This is a genomic window from Pseudoalteromonas 'SMAR' (assembly GCF_048515945.1).
GTDB lineage: Bacteria > Pseudomonadota > Gammaproteobacteria > Enterobacterales > Alteromonadaceae > Pseudoalteromonas.
Window position 1 is genome coordinate 1 of the sequence record NZ_JBLWMW010000034.1, and the last position, 13886, is coordinate 13886.

Consider the following 13886-nt stretch of genomic DNA (forward strand, 5'->3'; position numbering starts at 1 on the left):
TCGTCGGGCTCATAACCCGAAGGTCGTCGGTTCAAATCCGGCTCCCGCAACCACTTTTTGTGGCTATATGCAGTCAGTTTTACATGACTTTAAATTAGTAAAAATACAGGCGCGGGATGGAGCAGAATGATAAATCATTCGTCGGACTCGCTAAACCTGGAAAGAGCCGAAGGTCGTCGGACACCGACGTGTTTGGTTCAACACAAAATTTACAGGCGCGGGATGGAGCAGCCTGGTAGCTCGTCGGGCTCATAACCCGAAGGTCGTCGGTTCAAATCCGGCTCCCGCAACCACTTTTTACAAAGTGGCCCTCATAACTCCACATTCCTGTATCACTCACACTATTACCAAAACATTTCCAATTTCAATTACATAACTTTCAAAATAAAACCGTTTACGCAGTTTAATGGAAGGTGTTGCTGGTAATTGCGCCACCTATTCGATGACGCATGGTATTAGTGCAATTAGAATTTCTTAGCGTACTCTTCTGCTTGTTGCCAAACGCGCAGAGTATTACCACCTAGGATAAGTTTAATATCAGCGTCGCTGTACCCTCTATCTAATAGTCCCTGTACTAGATTTGGGTAGGTAGAAACGTCTTTTAGCCCAATAGGTAGCGAGTCGCCTACGCCGTCATAATCAGAACCAATACCAACGTGCTCAATACCAATGAGCTTAACCACGTGATCAATATGGTCGAGCACCTGCTCTAGGGTGGCGTAGGGGAATGGGTTTTTCGCTCTAAATGCTGCTCTAAAGTCCGTTTTAGGCTGGCCTTTCGCTGCTTTTTGCGCTTCATCGCGCTTGTCATACCAAGCGCCAGCTTTGGCTGTTACAAAGCTCGAGCCAAAGTTGATTTGGATTACGCCACCATTTTTGGCCAGCGCTTTGAGCATGTCGTCGTCCATATTGCGCTCAAACCCAGGTGTGTACTTACGTAATGAAGAGTGTGATGCCACAACCGGTACTTTCGAGATTTCCATCACCTGGTAAAAGGCATCATCAGAGATGTGTGAGACATCGATGAGCATACCGATTTTATTCATCTCGACCACCAACTCTTTGCCAAATGGACTAAGGCCTTTCCACTTACGGCGGATATCATAGGATGAGTCTGAAATATGGTTGCTTTGTGAGTGTGCTAAGGTGATATAACGTACACCACGGTCGTAGAAGTGTTTTAAGTTGGCCATGTCGCCTTCAATAGGGGAGCCGTTTTCCATCCCCATGGCAATAGACATTAAGCCCTTATCAAATTGCTGGTAAATATCATCCGTGTTGTAAGCCATGGCAAACTTATCAGGAGCACGGTAAACCAAAGCTTCCATGCCATCAATCAGCTGGTTGGCTAGTTGATAGCTTTTGCCTTTGCCTTCAAACTCTAGGTTGGCGGGAATATAAATAGACATAAACGGGGCGTTGAGGCCACCTTGCACCGCTCTGGGGTAATCGAAGTCGCCACCCTCGGTGGCCTTACTGACGTCATCCCAAGTGTCTTGAATACGGTAGGGGACATCAATATGGGTGTCGATGAGGATGTTATCTTGAGCAAGTTTTACTGCACGTTCTGAGGCTTTATACTCAGTTGCGTAGGCTGTTGAGACAGCCAGTGCCAAACTGCAAAGCGTAGTGGCGAGCTTCATAAAAATACCTTTCCTTTATAGTTATTGAGCTTTGATTGTAACAAGTCCCGCCATGTGCACAACTGTTTGCGATTGATGTCGCAACGCTCAATATTGCGAGTATTGCTCCTCGCTTTGCATGGCTTGGAACTGGGCTTTGCTAACAATGTTGACTGACTCGTGCAGCTCAGAAAAAACAATCAGTGCTTCACCAGATTTTAATTGTGCTTTAACCTCGGCGACTTTTTGTTCGGTACTGACTTCCACATCGCCATAATCGGTGCCTTCACGCAGCACATAATGTTCTATTAGGCTCTCTAAGGTGTCTGCGGCGATTTGCTGGTAAGGAATAATCATACTACTTTGCCTTGCTGTGGAATTGTTGCAAATACTCTGGGATCACTTGCTCTAACCAAAATATGGGTCGTAACGGGTTGTTACCACTAATAAAACCAACGTGACCACCGTGCTTACTCACCGCCAGTGTTACTGGTGAGTTTACCTGCTCCTGTAGGGGAACGGCTTGACGAGATAACATGGGGTCATCTTCGGCATGGATCAACAGTGTAGGGGTGGTAATGTGTTTCAGGTACGGTTGCGCGCTGGCTTGTTGGTAGTAATCTTCTGCGCCATCAAAGCCATGTAGCGGCGCCGTGATTTGGTCATCAAACTGCCATAAATCGTTGATCTTAAATAGCGTCTCACGGTTGATATTAATTTGATCTGTGAGCGTGTCTAACTTGCGAGAAAAAGACTTTTTCATCCGATCTAGCAAATACTTTTGATATAGCTTAAAACAGCTTTTGCGGATCACCTGGCAAGAAGAAGACAGATGATAGGGCGCTGATACCACCACCCCAGCAGCAAGACCACTGTGCTGTTGTTTCTCACCCAAATATTTTGCTAACACATTACCACCAAGTGAAAAACCAACGGCATATAAGGTGCGGCCAGCAAAGCGCTGCGTTAAGGTATCAATCACAAATGCTAGATCACTGGTTTCACCGCTGTGATAGGCGCGAGCTTGACGATTGGGTTCTCTTGAGCAGTTACGAAAGTGCATTAATACGGCATCGAACCCGTTTTGTGTTAGCGCCTTTAATAAGCCTTTGGCATAAAAACTGTTAATATTGCCTTCTAAGCCATGCAACACGACCACCAGAGGCGCATTAGGGTTGCCATGTGCTGCCCAAGCTAATTCTAAAAAGTCATTATCGGGCGTTTCGAGTGCCTCAAAAGTCACTTCCACCGATAACCTTGGACGAAAGAAGCGCGGCAAGATGGTTTGTGCATGACGATTACGCATCCACCATGCTGGGGTAAAATCGAATTGTTGCGCGATTGCGGGTTTGATTGCTTGGTTCATATTACCACTTAGTTAAGCCAAAGAGATAAAGTCTACACTTTGCTGCATATTCCAAGCAGTTTAACTTAATATCCCAGCGGAGTTAAGCCAGTAAAATAAAAAGCACCCGACCAGCTGAGCTGATAAGGTGCTTTGTGCGTCGTGCTTAATTCTTAACGTTGGGGAACTGTTATTGAGTTGACGATTAGCTCATCAAACTTAAAAATTCATCTTATTGTTCGTTTGGTACTTCAGCGTCCATTACTTTTTTAACGAAGAAGTAGACGTAGTAGCAGCACAGCAAAATAACGATGCCTAAGATACCAAAAGACAAAAACAACACAGGGTCGGAAAAAAAGTCTCTAAAGAATACGTTCATGGCTGCGTGCCTCCTAACTTGTCGATGACTAAATAGTAGATGAGGTACGCCGTGGCTGACATGATCAAGATCAAGTTTCACAGTGCAGTTAAGCGATACTTATGCTGAGGCTTGATCTCGATCAGGTTTTGCGATGACAAACGGCTACAACAGGGCTAGCAGCTGTTGTGTTTGCGTCTCACAGAGGTAGAGATGAAGGTTGCTGGTGCGGTTTTTTTGCGGCATTGACGGCAGTGAGTGCTGCTCCAATACCCTCAACAATAAATCTTGCTGTCGCTGCTCCAAGGTGAGCTCGGCATTAAGCAGTGCGCCGCGCATAGCGGCGTAGTTATCATAATCTTGGTGGTGTGCCTTAAGCTGTTGGCGGATTGCGCGCTGTGGCCGCAGCACTTGGTTATCAAACGCCTCCGCTGCGTCAGTTAAGCGCTTCACTATTTCTTGGTCTAAGGTGTAGCCAAGGACATCGAGGTAACATAACAGCAAGCAGAGATTGACATTCTTAGCGGCCTTATCTTGCAAGGCCAGTAATGCCTGTTGCATCCCCGGGCGGGCATAACAGTCGCAGGCAAATTGCCAAAAATCGCTGCGACTTAACATATCTCGCCTGTGCTGTCGAAGTGGAGTTGCTTTTCCTCCAGCTCTTCTAGTGCCAGCAACAAGGCCTCTTCCGTATCGTTCAGCGCCGGTGTAACCTCTGCTTGCTGAGCGAGTAGCTGATTAAGCTTGGCCTTATTATCATCGCTGTAGAGACTGTTGTCTGCCAGTGCGAGCTCTATTTCTTGTGCTTGAGCAGTGAGCTTATCTAATTGCTTTTCGAGTTTATCGATGGACTTTTTCAGTGGCTGAACTGCCTTTCTAAACTCAGCTTCAAGGCGCTTTTGCTCTTTGCGGTTAGCGTTCGAATGCTGTTTTTGTTCGCCACCGGTGTCAGTTACCTTACTTTGGGCTTTGTTGGCTTCCATTAACCACTGATAGTAGGCCTCCAGGTCATAGCCAAACTGTGACACCGTGCCATTATCAACCAAGTAAAATTCATCCGCGGTATTTTTTAACATATGACGGTCGTGCGACACCGTCACCATGGCTCCTTCAAAGCCTTGTAATGCCATTACCAGCGCATGACGCATCTCTAAATCGAGGTGGTTGGTTGGCTCATCTAATAGCAGTAGGTTTGGCTTTTGGTACACTAACATGGCTAACACTAAGCGGGCTTTCTCACCACCGGAAAACGGCGCTACGGGCTCGAGCGCCTTGTCGCCATGAAATGCAAAACCGCCAAGAAAATCACGCAGTACTTGCTCTGGCGCTTCAGGATCAAGGCGTTGAATGTGGGTTACGGCGCTGGCATTCAAGTCCAGTGATTCTAATTGATGCTGAGCAAAATAGCCGACGTTGAGTCCTTGATGTTGAAAAACTTCTCCAGCCTGTGGAGTGATGTCACCGGCTAATAATTTTATCAAGGTCGACTTACCGGCACCGTTGCGCCCCAACAAGGCGATGCGACTGCCTGGCACCAAGTTGAGCTTGATATCATGCAGTATAGTGATATCACCGTAGCTGGCTTTGGCATGCTCTAAGGTCATTAAAGGGTTCGGCAAGCTAGTCGGGTTAGCAAATTCAAAGTTGAATGGAGAGTCTGCATGGGCCGGTGCTAACATCTCCATTCTTTCTAGCGCTTTGACTCGGCTTTGTGCTTGTTTGGCTTTGCTGGCTTTGGCTTTAAAACGAGTAATGAACTGCTCAAGGTGAGCAATGGTCTCTTGCTGCTTTTGGTATAAAGCTTGTTGTTGTGCCATGCGTTCCGCTTTTTGCCGCTCAAACTGCGAGTAGTGGCCTTTATAGACATTGATTTGCTGTTGATCAATATGCCAAATTTCTCCTACTACGGCGTCGAGAAACTCTCGGTCGTGGGAGATCAATACCAGTGTGCCTTGAAAGCCGCGTAAAAAGCGTTCCAGCCAATACACCGCATCTAGGTCTAAGTGGTTGGTGGGCTCATCGAGGAGTAGCAAGTCCGCATTGCGGATCAGTGCTTGCGCCAAGTTAAGTCGCATACGCCAACCACCGGAGAATTCGCTGACAGCAAAGTCAATTTGCTCATTACTAAACCCTAAGCCATGGAGTAACTCACCTGCTTTGGCCTCAATACTGTAGCCTTGAATATGCTCAAGCTGTTGGTGGGCATAAGCTTGTTTATCACCATCTTGATCGCGCTCGGCTTGCTGTAACATGGTGCGCAATTGGTAATACTCTGGGTGTCCTTGCAGCACATACTCCAAGGCACTGATATCTAATGCGGGAGTTTCTTGCTTAACCGAGGCAATGGACCAGTCTTTAGGCAGGTTAAACTCTCCGGCATCCAGTTGTAATTCGCCTTTGAGCAGCGCAAACAAAGAAGATTTACCACAGCCATTGGCGCCTACTAACCCCACTTTATGTTGTGGGTAGAGAGTGGCATTGGCTTGTTTAAGTAATGTCTTACTGCCACGTAGCAGCTCGATGTCGGTTAATTGGATCATAATTCTCAAGACCTATGTATTCTGCCGGCATGATAACACGGATCGGATCCGCAACCACAAGCGTATCAAGAGATTTAAAACTAGGGTAAAATAGTACTAATTGTGCGCGATGCCACTTGTTACAGCATAAACTATTGAGGCTGATAAATTGAAAGTTAAAAAACGTTTTATTGCGGGTGCCAGCTGTCCAGAATGCCAAAAGCTGGATGTAATGATGCTCTACAAAGAGAATGAGGTAGAGAAAGTTGAGTGCGTGGAATGTGGCCACGTGATGACCCAGCCTAAAGATGCGGTCCAAGCCTCAACTCGTCAATTCGAGCAAGTGATCGGGGTATTTACCCCAGAGTAGTTCAAGTCAGTCGCACTGCCTCCTACCAATTAGTAGTGAGGCGGCGGTGGCTCTTGATGCAGAGGCATCATGCCGGGATCCTTTCCTTCCTTAATTTTTTCTGCTAATAGCTCAATTTGACGTTGCATTTTTGCCATGCGCTGTTGGTGGGTTTTTAGCTCATCATTAAGCGTTTCAATGGTATCGTCTTGAAAAGCAATTTTTGCTTCGAGCTCGGTGATCCGGTTTTCTAATTCATTCATGGTGTTTCACCTGTTCAAATTTCTCTAATAAGCCGCTAGAGCTTTCTGTTAGTAATGCCTTACCTTGTTGCTGAAAAGCGACATCGAATACCACGGCAGATTTGGGGCGACTGCCTTCTCTGGGTTGTACGCGCCAGGTCTGCAGGCGTTTACCATCTTCAATCCGCCACAAAATTAATTCGCGGTTCGGAGAGCCGGTGGCAAGCAAAGTGGCGCTGTCATTAAAGCGCACGGCACTGAATATCTTCTGTCTGGCAATATACTGTAATTGCGTCTTTAATTCACCCGTTGTGAGCTGCCAAATACTGGCTTTTTTCATACTGTCTGCGGTAAATGCATAACGGCCCTGATTATCCAGTGCCACTTTGGTCACCCGACTGGGGTGGTTAAAGCGGTGGATCACTTGGCCGGTTCTGGTATCCCAAAAGTAGGCACTGTAGTCATTGCCGCCGGTAAGCGCGAAACGGCCATTAGGGGACATGGCAATGGAGTTGATATTTTCTTGGTGTCCGAGGAACTCTATGCGCCTGCCGCTCTCTAAGTCGAGGTGAACGACGACATTGTCGCTGCGCGCGATTAATAAAAATTGGCCCCTGTTGCTAATGGCGACATCTCGAATGGTGGCGGTTTCGATTTCATAGTAACCGAGGTTTTCGCCACTATCGATACTCCAAATAGCGAAGGTGGTATCGGCAGCGGTGACGGCTGTGGAGTTATCATTGGCGATGGCCAGTGAGTGGATCAGCTCGTCTGGCTCTGATGAGTGTCGCCATTGGTATTTTAAGCCGTGCTCTTGATTATCCCAAAGCATGGCCCCATGCTCTATGGATGACACTAAACTGTAGCGGCCATCGGCTGAGAGCGCTGCAGAAAAAGCACCGCGACTGGCGTGCTCAACGGTCAGCGTTGCCTTTGAGGTGTCACTGCCACAGGCTGAAAGTAGCAATACAACAATTAAGCTGGAAAAGAGTGTTAAAGACCGCGTTGTGCTGGTTTTAATGACCATATAATAGGTATGTTCCTGTTAACTCCAGTGTCGACCCAAGGTAAACTAAAGACCTTAAAAACAAGATATTATTTTTGATATTAGCGTATTAAAAGCGTAATGTCGTTACGCGATAATAATTAGTCAGCTGCCAATCTTACCTGAGCGCGAATTGCGCCAAGTATATTGGCAATTTAAGTTGAGAATGTTAGTGTGACTAACCCCTTTTCTTATTAATATAAAATTAACAATGACACCGGATATCGGGCATGCGCCAATGAGTGTAATTGCTTTGATAGTAGGGACTGTCGGAGAGTTGAGAATGAAACAGACGATCAAATTGTCACTGGTTGCAGCATCAGTTTTAGCACTAGTAGCATGCAACAAACAAGCAGAAGAACAAAAACCAGCGGAAGTTAAACTGGAAACTGAAGCACAGCAACAAGCGTACGGTATTGGTGCATCAGTAGGTAACTTCCTACAAAAAGATCTGGCTGACAAAAAAGAATTGGGTGTCGAGCTGGATCAAGCGTTATTAATGCGCGGCTTTGAAGACGCACTTGCCGGTGAAGCTAAATTAGATGAAGCAAAAATCCGTGAAGTATTAACAGCGCTTGACTCGTCTGTACGTGAAAAGCAAGCAGCGAAAGCCGAAGCTGATGCTAAGAAGCACAAAGCTGAAGGTGAAAAGTACCTAGCTGAAAACGCCAAAAAAGAAGGCGTGACGGTAACGGATTCTGGCTTACAGTATGAAGTGATGACGGAAGGCGATGGTGAAAAGCCAGTCGCTACCGATATGGTAAAAGTACACTACAAAGGCACCTTGCTAGATGGTAGTGAATTTGACAGCTCATACTCGCGCAACGAGCCAGCTTCATTCCGTTTAAACCAAGTTATTCCAGGCTGGACTGAAGGCTTGCAGCTGATGAACGTCGGCTCAAAGTACAAATTTACTATTCCTTCAGAGCTGGCGTACGGTGAGCGTGACCTTGGTAAGATCCCAGCTAACTCAACGCTAGTATTTGAGGTTGAACTGCTTGAAATCGAAGATGGCGAAGCAGAAAAGCCGGCTGAATAATACTATAGTGTCTTAACGCCCTGTTATACCAATTCGCTTAATTAAGTGGTCTATTTGAGGCAAGAAAATTCTGTCGATAACAAGGCGAAAATTTTGCTATTTAGTTGTTCTAAATAAGAAATTTTTAACGCAGTTAGCGTCGAATTTGCTCCCTCAAATTGAGCAGGTATTAATGCGGGTTGGTATTAGCTTGAGGTGTTACGCCGAGCGCTAACTGGGTTCTTCGCAACAAAGCAAGATGATATAGACACTAGATACAAAAAAGGTGAGATAGCAATCTCACCTTTTTTTGTGCTTGGTTCCCGCTGATTTGGCTAGTCGTCGCTATGGTTGGCGTAAAGGTTATCGATTAACTCGTCTTCAAGTTCAAAGCGCAACTCCAGTGTCTCACCTAAAGTCGACAAATCGGCATCAAAGTCCTCTAGCATTTGGGTATCTTGGCTTACTTCAGCGTATTTATCATTGAAGTCTAGCGCGACGTCCGTGGTTTCGGTAATTCTTGGGTACAGAGATTGTGCCAGCTTGGCACTTTCTGGCCCCTTTTCTTGGCAGGCTTCGACAATGTTGTCATAAATTTCGAAGTGTCCTGCTGACAAGTAGTCCATCAAGATTTGACAAAACGATTGGATATCGACCTGTTCAGGTAGCGCTTTGCCATTTCGAGAAGGTGAGCATCCTGCAACTTTATAATATAAGACCAATAGTTCCTGACGCTCTGCTAACCATGCATCAATTACACTATGGCTGCCTCCCCATTTTTGTTGGGCTTGTTCTAACTGCGAAAGCATAGTGATTCTCCTAAAGCGGGTAACTTATCTCTATGGAAAGGGAAACGGCCGCAAAGGTCAACCTCTTTTTCTCTAAATGTTGAAAAAGATCAACATACTCGTGCTTTATTGAGAGTGGAATATTAGAAAATTCATAGGGATATAAAATAAAAACCACCAAGAGGTAACCTCAAGGTGGTTCAAGATAGCAGTTTAGCTTGTTGCGTATTTGTTGTCTTTAATATTATAGAAGGTGTTTTTTTATTGTTATTTTTATAACGCGGTAATTTTATACCAACCTTTTAACCGTGTTGCAAACAGTTTAATTGCGTGTTTCTAATTTTTTGTAATCAAACTTGGCATAAACCTCGTATCCGGCTGAATTTAATCTAGATCACATTGGACCATTTCCGTGCTTAGTTTAGATAGTGCCACTGTCCACTTAGTGATACAATTTGGCCAATTAAATTAGTATTGGAACTGAGACGCTATGAGCGAATTAAAGAACGATCGTTATTTACGAGCGCTACTAAAGCAACCTGTTGACGTCACGCCAGTATGGATGATGCGCCAAGCTGGTCGTTATCTACCAGAATATCGTGCTACGAGAGCACAAGCTGGTGACTTTATGAGCCTATGTAAAAATGCCGAATTAGCCTGCGAAGTGACCTTGCAACCTTTGCGTCGTTACCCGCTAGATGCTGCTATTTTGTTTAGCGACATTTTAACTATCCCTGATGCGATGGGCTTAGGCTTGTATTTTGAAACCGGTGAAGGACCTAAGTTCGAGCGTCCAATCCAATCACTTGATGACGTAAAAAAACTGCCTAAGCTCGATCCTAATGATGAGCTCGGGTATGTTATGAATGCGGTGAGCACAATTCGTCGCGAGCTAAAAGGCGAAGTTCCGCTGATAGGTTTTTCTGGTTCACCATGGACGCTGGCCACTTACATGATTGAAGGTGGCAGCAGCAAAACCTTTGGTAAAATCAAAAAAATGGCATTTGCCGAGCCACAAACACTGCACTTATTGCTAGATAAAGTTGCCGATTCGGTTATCGACTACTTAAACGCGCAAGTGCAAGCCGGTGCGCAATCTTTGATGATATTTGACTCTTGGGGTGGGGTATTGAGCCCGCGTGATTATCAAGAGTTCTCACTGCAATACATGCAAAAAATTGTTGATGGCTTAATTCGTGAGAACGATGGTCGCAAGGTACCTGTGACGCTATTTACCAAAAATGGTGGTCAATGGATTGAAGCCATTGCGGCAACGGGCTGTGATGCTGTGGGACTAGATTGGACCATTGATATTGCCGATGCTAAACGTCGTGTTGGTGATAAAGTTGCGCTACAGGGCAATATGGACCCATCAATGCTACACGGTACACCTGAACGTATTCGTGAAGAAGTGCAGCACATTCTTGCCGGCTTTGGTGAAGGCGAAGGCCATGTGTTCAACCTGGGCCACGGTATTACTCCAGATGTCGACCCAGAAAATGCAGGTGTCTTTATTAACGCGGTGCATGAATTCAGCCGTCAGTATCATCAAAAGTAATATAAATAAAACCCAAAAAAGGAGCCTTCAGGCTCCTTTTTTGTTATGGGCACGGCCGGTTTACGTTATTTGCTAAACGCGCGTTTCATAAAGTTAGGTGTGGCAAGCGCTCCTTTATGAATACCTGAATTATAATATTCGGTATTAAAGGTGGCTGCATCGGCATCTTGCTCACGGAAGTGAGTAAATTTCTGTGCTTTTCTTGCCATGGTTGCAGACCATAATCCGCTTGGGTAAATAGGCTGTGGGAACGGTAATGTTTGCAAGTCGACAAAGCCGACGTCGATCATGGCATCACGCATTTCCAATAGCAGCGGCATATGCATCAGTGGCGACTCACTTTGTTGCACCAAAATCCCGCCATCGCGAAGTGCGGCTAAACAGCTTTGATAGAAAGCGTGGTTAAACAAGCCTTCTCCTGGCCCCACAGGATCGGTGCCATCGACAATAATCACGTCTACTGAGTTGGCCTCGGCTTCACGCATATACTTAATGCCGTCATCGAACATTATAGTGGCACGAGGATCGTCATTCGCTTCACAGAGCTCAGGGAAGTATTTCAACGCCATTTGCGTCACGACTTCATCGATATCAATTTGTGTGACTTGCTCCACCTCTGGGTGCTTTAGCACTTCTCGTAAAGTACCACAGTCACCACCGCCAATAATGACCACATTTTTTGGAGCCGGGTGTGAGAACAATGCCGGGTGACTCATCATCTCATGGTAGAAGAAGTTTTCACGACTACTTACCATAGTACAGCCGTCAATGATCATCAGGTTACCAAAGTCAGTGGTTTCGAACATTTCAACGTTTTGAAATGGCGATTGAATTTCATCTAATTTTTTGTTGATCCGGAGCGAAAAAGCGCTGCCATCGCGGTCGCTAATTTCGGTAAACCAACGGTTTGCTTCTAAATTTGCCATGATTGTTTTCACACTCGAGTTTAGTTGTCGCAATTTTGCCAGCGCTTGCTGGTTTGCTCAAATGATTTTAGTCAACAATGGCAACTTTGTCGTGTTTAGTGTCGGCTTTTTGCAAACAAGACAAAATTTATCTACGTCTTTATTTTTTGGTCGCAAAGGGGCTACACGCGTATTAGAATGAGGTTTTATGAAGCACTAATCGAGAGTTGTAATGACTTGGGGTCTGCAAAGCGCACGTTCTGTTTATAATGTTACTCATTGGAGTGACGGCTATTTTGATATTAATGACCAAGGCCAATTGGTGGCGTTTCCGGATGGCGATCGAACCAAACCTGCCATTACTCTATTAGAACTGACTGAGCAGTTCAAAGCACAAGGGCTCACCTTGCCTGTGTTAGTTCGATTTACCGATATTTTAAAGCACCGAGTCGATACCTTAACTCAAGCATTTACTCAGGCAAGAGCGCAACGAGACTATCAAGGTCAATACACCTGCGTTTACCCAATCAAAGTTAACCAGCAGCGCTCTGTGGTCAGTAAATTGTTAGCTCACCCCAGTGGTTTAGTGGGGCTAGAGGCCGGCTCAAAGCCTGAATTGATGGCCATTCTTGGCATTGCCGAACAGCCCATCACTATTGTTTGTAATGGTTACAAAGACAGCGAGTTTTTGCGCTTAGCCTGTATTGGTCAAGCCATGGGCCACCACGTTAACATTGTGGTAGAAAAGCTCTCCGAGTTAGACACCCTATTGCAAGAAATTGAGGACTTAGGGGTTGAACCGGCGATTGGCATTCGCATTCGCTTAAACTCTGTCGGTAAAGGCAAATGGCAAAATACCGGCGGCGAGAAAGGCAAGTTTGGCTTGACTGCCAGCCAAGTATTACAAGCCATTGAGTTACTTAAGTCGCATAACCGCTTGCATTTAATGCAATTGGTGCACTTTCATATTGGCTCTCAAGTAGCGAATATTCGCGATATTCAACGAGCCTTAAAAGAATGTGCACGACATTACGCTGAGTTATATCAAATGGGCGTGCCGCTGCGCACTGTCGATGTTGGGGGTGGCTTAGGTGTCGACTATGAGGGCTCGGGTTCACGCAGTGCTTGCTCTATGAACTACAGCGTGGCGGAATACGCTAAAAATGTGGTGCATGCGTTTCATGAGGTGGCTGAGCTCAATCAGTTACCCCACCCTGATATTATTACTGAGTCTGGCCGAGCACTGACGGCACATCATGCCATGCTGATCACCGATGTTATCGACATTGAAAAAGCACCAAACCAATTAGAGCCTGTGCAGCCTCATGCCTCCTCTCCGTTGGTGTTACAGGAGCTATGGCAGTCGTTAACTCGGTTAACGCCAAGAATGGCGTTAGAGACCTACCATGATGCAATGCACTTATTTTCTGACGCTCATGATCAATATGTTCATGGTCTAATCAGTATGCAAGAGTGGGCGCAACTGGAGCAGCTTTATTTCACTACGTTACATCGTGTGCGTGATAGTCTAACCGACAATGCCCGCGCTCATCGTGAGGTATTGGATGAGCTAAACGAAAAACTCGCCGATAAACTGTTTGTGAATTTTTCACTGTTTCAATCATTGCCTGATGTCTGGGGGATCGATCAGTTGTTTCCCGTAATGCCGATTGATAAGTTAAACCAACCACTGACGCAACGTGCGGTTATTCAAGATATTACCTGTGACTCGGATGGTCAGATCAACAGTTATGTGGAGGGCGCAGGCATTGAATCTAGCTTACCCATTCCTGAGTACAAGCACGGTGAGCAGTATCACATTGCGATGTTCTTAGTGGGTGCTTACCAGGAAATTTTAGGAGACTTACATAACCTCTTTGGCGATACCGATTCAGTTCACCTTGAGCTCAGTGACGATGGCTACAAGCTGACTAATGCCATTAAAGGCGACAGTGTGGAAGATGTGCTCAAGTTTGTTCACTACGATAAGGACGATTTGTCACGTAATTACGCGCAGAAAATCGCTGCACTGACGTTGCCAGAAGCCATTAAATCACAGTACCTGCAAGAACTAAATGCCGGTTTGCAAGGCTATACCTATTTTGAGGACTAGTACCGTCTTACTGAAATTTTGTTG

14 protein-coding genes and 1 tRNA gene are annotated in these 13886 nt (G+C 45.7%); 5 read left to right on the forward strand and 10 right to left on the reverse strand.

The genetic code is table 11. The features are described 5' to 3' along the window. Positions 1-216: 216 nt before the first annotated feature. Positions 217-293 (forward strand) — tRNA-Met (locus tag ACNKW2_RS14005). Between the two features lie 171 nt (positions 294-464). On the opposite strand, the gene ACNKW2_RS14010 is transcribed toward ACNKW2_RS14005, so the two are convergent. From ACNKW2_RS14010 to ACNKW2_RS14035, 6 genes are all read right to left on the reverse strand, one after another. After that, positions 465-1643, reverse strand: a complete 1179-nt coding sequence (locus tag ACNKW2_RS14010; protein WP_419149113.1) for a dipeptidase — start codon at positions 1641-1643, stop codon at positions 465-467. 87 nt (positions 1644-1730) lie between these two features. After that, positions 1731-1979: a YheU family protein gene (locus tag ACNKW2_RS14015; RefSeq protein ID WP_336568303.1), complete on the reverse strand. Its 249-nt coding sequence runs from the start codon at positions 1977-1979 to the stop codon at positions 1731-1733. A gap of 1 nt (position 1980) precedes the next feature. Next, on the reverse strand, positions 1981-2988 hold the full coding sequence (locus ACNKW2_RS14020) for a hydrolase (RefSeq protein ID WP_419149114.1): 1008 nt from the start codon (positions 2986-2988) through the stop codon (positions 1981-1983). Between the two features lie 211 nt (positions 2989-3199). After that, entirely contained in the window at positions 3200-3346 is a 147-nt protein-coding gene (locus tag ACNKW2_RS14025) for a hypothetical protein (RefSeq protein ID WP_336568305.1), read from the reverse strand. Between the two features lie 144 nt (positions 3347-3490). Then, entirely contained in the window at positions 3491-3943 is a 453-nt protein-coding gene (locus tag ACNKW2_RS14030; RefSeq protein ID WP_419149115.1) for a TIGR02444 family protein, read from the reverse strand. Next, on the reverse strand, positions 3937-5865 hold the full coding sequence (locus tag ACNKW2_RS14035) for an ATP-binding cassette domain-containing protein (protein ID WP_419149116.1): 1929 nt from the start codon (positions 5863-5865) through the stop codon (positions 3937-3939). The genes ACNKW2_RS14030 and ACNKW2_RS14035 overlap by 7 nt, the downstream gene beginning before the upstream one ends. Positions 5866-6013: 148 nt before the next feature. On the opposite strand from ACNKW2_RS14035, the gene ACNKW2_RS14040 reads away from it, so the two are divergent. Beyond that, entirely contained in the window at positions 6014-6214 is a 201-nt protein-coding gene (locus tag ACNKW2_RS14040; protein WP_336568308.1) for a YheV family putative zinc ribbon protein, read from the forward strand. 29 nt (positions 6215-6243) lie between these two features. On the opposite strand, the gene ACNKW2_RS14045 is transcribed toward ACNKW2_RS14040, so the two are convergent. Together ACNKW2_RS14045 and ACNKW2_RS14050 are read right to left on the reverse strand one after the other, a co-directional pair. After that, positions 6244-6456: a SlyX family protein gene (locus ACNKW2_RS14045; RefSeq protein ID WP_419149117.1), complete on the reverse strand. Its 213-nt coding sequence runs from the start codon at positions 6454-6456 to the stop codon at positions 6244-6246. Continuing rightward, positions 6449-7462, reverse strand: a complete 1014-nt coding sequence (locus ACNKW2_RS14050; protein WP_419149118.1) for a WD40 repeat domain-containing protein — start codon at positions 7460-7462, stop codon at positions 6449-6451. Before ACNKW2_RS14050 ends, ACNKW2_RS14045 begins: the two co-directional genes overlap by 8 nt. Positions 7463-7763: 301 nt before the next feature. Here ACNKW2_RS14050 and fkpA point away from each other — a divergent pair, with 301 nt between their 5' ends. Continuing rightward, a complete protein-coding gene (fkpA, locus tag ACNKW2_RS14055; RefSeq protein WP_336568314.1) occupies positions 7764-8519 on the forward strand; it encodes an FKBP-type peptidyl-prolyl cis-trans isomerase in 756 nt (251 codons plus the stop codon). A 314-nt stretch (positions 8520-8833) separates the two neighbouring features. Here fkpA and rsd read toward each other — a convergent pair whose 3' ends face one another. Further along, positions 8834-9307, reverse strand: coding sequence for a sigma D regulator (gene rsd / locus ACNKW2_RS14060; protein ID WP_419149119.1), 474 nt, complete (start codon positions 9305-9307; stop codon positions 8834-8836). Positions 9308-9776: 469 nt separating this feature from the next. On the opposite strand from rsd, the gene hemE reads away from it, so the two are divergent. Next, positions 9777-10844 carry a uroporphyrinogen decarboxylase gene (hemE, locus tag ACNKW2_RS14065; RefSeq protein ID WP_336568318.1) on the forward strand — a complete coding sequence of 356 codons (1068 nt, stop codon included), beginning with the start codon at positions 9777-9779 and terminating at the stop codon, positions 10842-10844. A gap of 65 nt (positions 10845-10909) precedes the next feature. On the opposite strand, the gene speE is transcribed toward hemE, so the two are convergent. Further along, on the reverse strand, positions 10910-11770 hold the full coding sequence (gene speE / locus ACNKW2_RS14070; RefSeq protein WP_419149120.1) for a polyamine aminopropyltransferase: 861 nt from the start codon (positions 11768-11770) through the stop codon (positions 10910-10912). A gap of 211 nt (positions 11771-11981) precedes the next feature. On the opposite strand from speE, the gene speA reads away from it, so the two are divergent. After that, the gene (gene speA, locus ACNKW2_RS14075) at positions 11982-13862 is read left to right on the forward strand and encodes a biosynthetic arginine decarboxylase (RefSeq protein ID WP_419149121.1); all 1881 of its coding nucleotides are present in this window, start codon (positions 11982-11984) and stop codon (positions 13860-13862) included. Positions 13863-13886 lie beyond the last annotated feature (24 nt).

Coding starts and splice junctions, on each gene's coding strand:
- ACNKW2_RS14010 (WP_419149113.1), bottom strand. CDS start 1,643: ATGAAGCTCGCCACTACGCTTTGCAGTTTGGCACTGGCTGTCTCAACA.
- ACNKW2_RS14015 (WP_336568303.1), bottom strand. CDS start 1,979: ATGATTATTCCTTACCAGCAAATCGCCGCAGACACCTTAGAGAGCCTA.
- ACNKW2_RS14020 (WP_419149114.1), bottom strand. CDS start 2,988: ATGAACCAAGCAATCAAACCCGCAATCGCGCAACAATTCGATTTTACC.
- ACNKW2_RS14025 (WP_336568305.1), bottom strand. CDS start 3,346: ATGAACGTATTCTTTAGAGACTTTTTTTCCGACCCTGTGTTGTTTTTG.
- ACNKW2_RS14030 (WP_419149115.1), bottom strand. CDS start 3,943: ATGTTAAGTCGCAGCGATTTTTGGCAATTTGCCTGCGACTGTTATGCC.
- ACNKW2_RS14035 (WP_419149116.1), bottom strand. CDS start 5,865: ATGATCCAATTAACCGACATCGAGCTGCTACGTGGCAGTAAGACATTA.
- ACNKW2_RS14045 (WP_419149117.1), bottom strand. CDS start 6,456: ATGAATGAATTAGAAAACCGGATCACCGAGCTCGAAGCAAAAATTGCT.
- ACNKW2_RS14050 (WP_419149118.1), bottom strand. CDS start 7,462: ATGGTCATTAAAACCAGCACAACGCGGTCTTTAACACTCTTTTCCAGC.
- fkpA (WP_336568314.1), top strand. CDS start 7,764: ATGAAACAGACGATCAAATTGTCACTGGTTGCAGCATCAGTTTTAGCA.
- rsd (WP_419149119.1), bottom strand. CDS start 9,307: ATGCTTTCGCAGTTAGAACAAGCCCAACAAAAATGGGGAGGCAGCCAT.
- hemE (WP_336568318.1), top strand. CDS start 9,777: ATGAGCGAATTAAAGAACGATCGTTATTTACGAGCGCTACTAAAGCAA.
- speE (WP_419149120.1), bottom strand. CDS start 11,770: ATGGCAAATTTAGAAGCAAACCGTTGGTTTACCGAAATTAGCGACCGC.
- speA (WP_419149121.1), top strand. CDS start 11,982: ATGACTTGGGGTCTGCAAAGCGCACGTTCTGTTTATAATGTTACTCAT.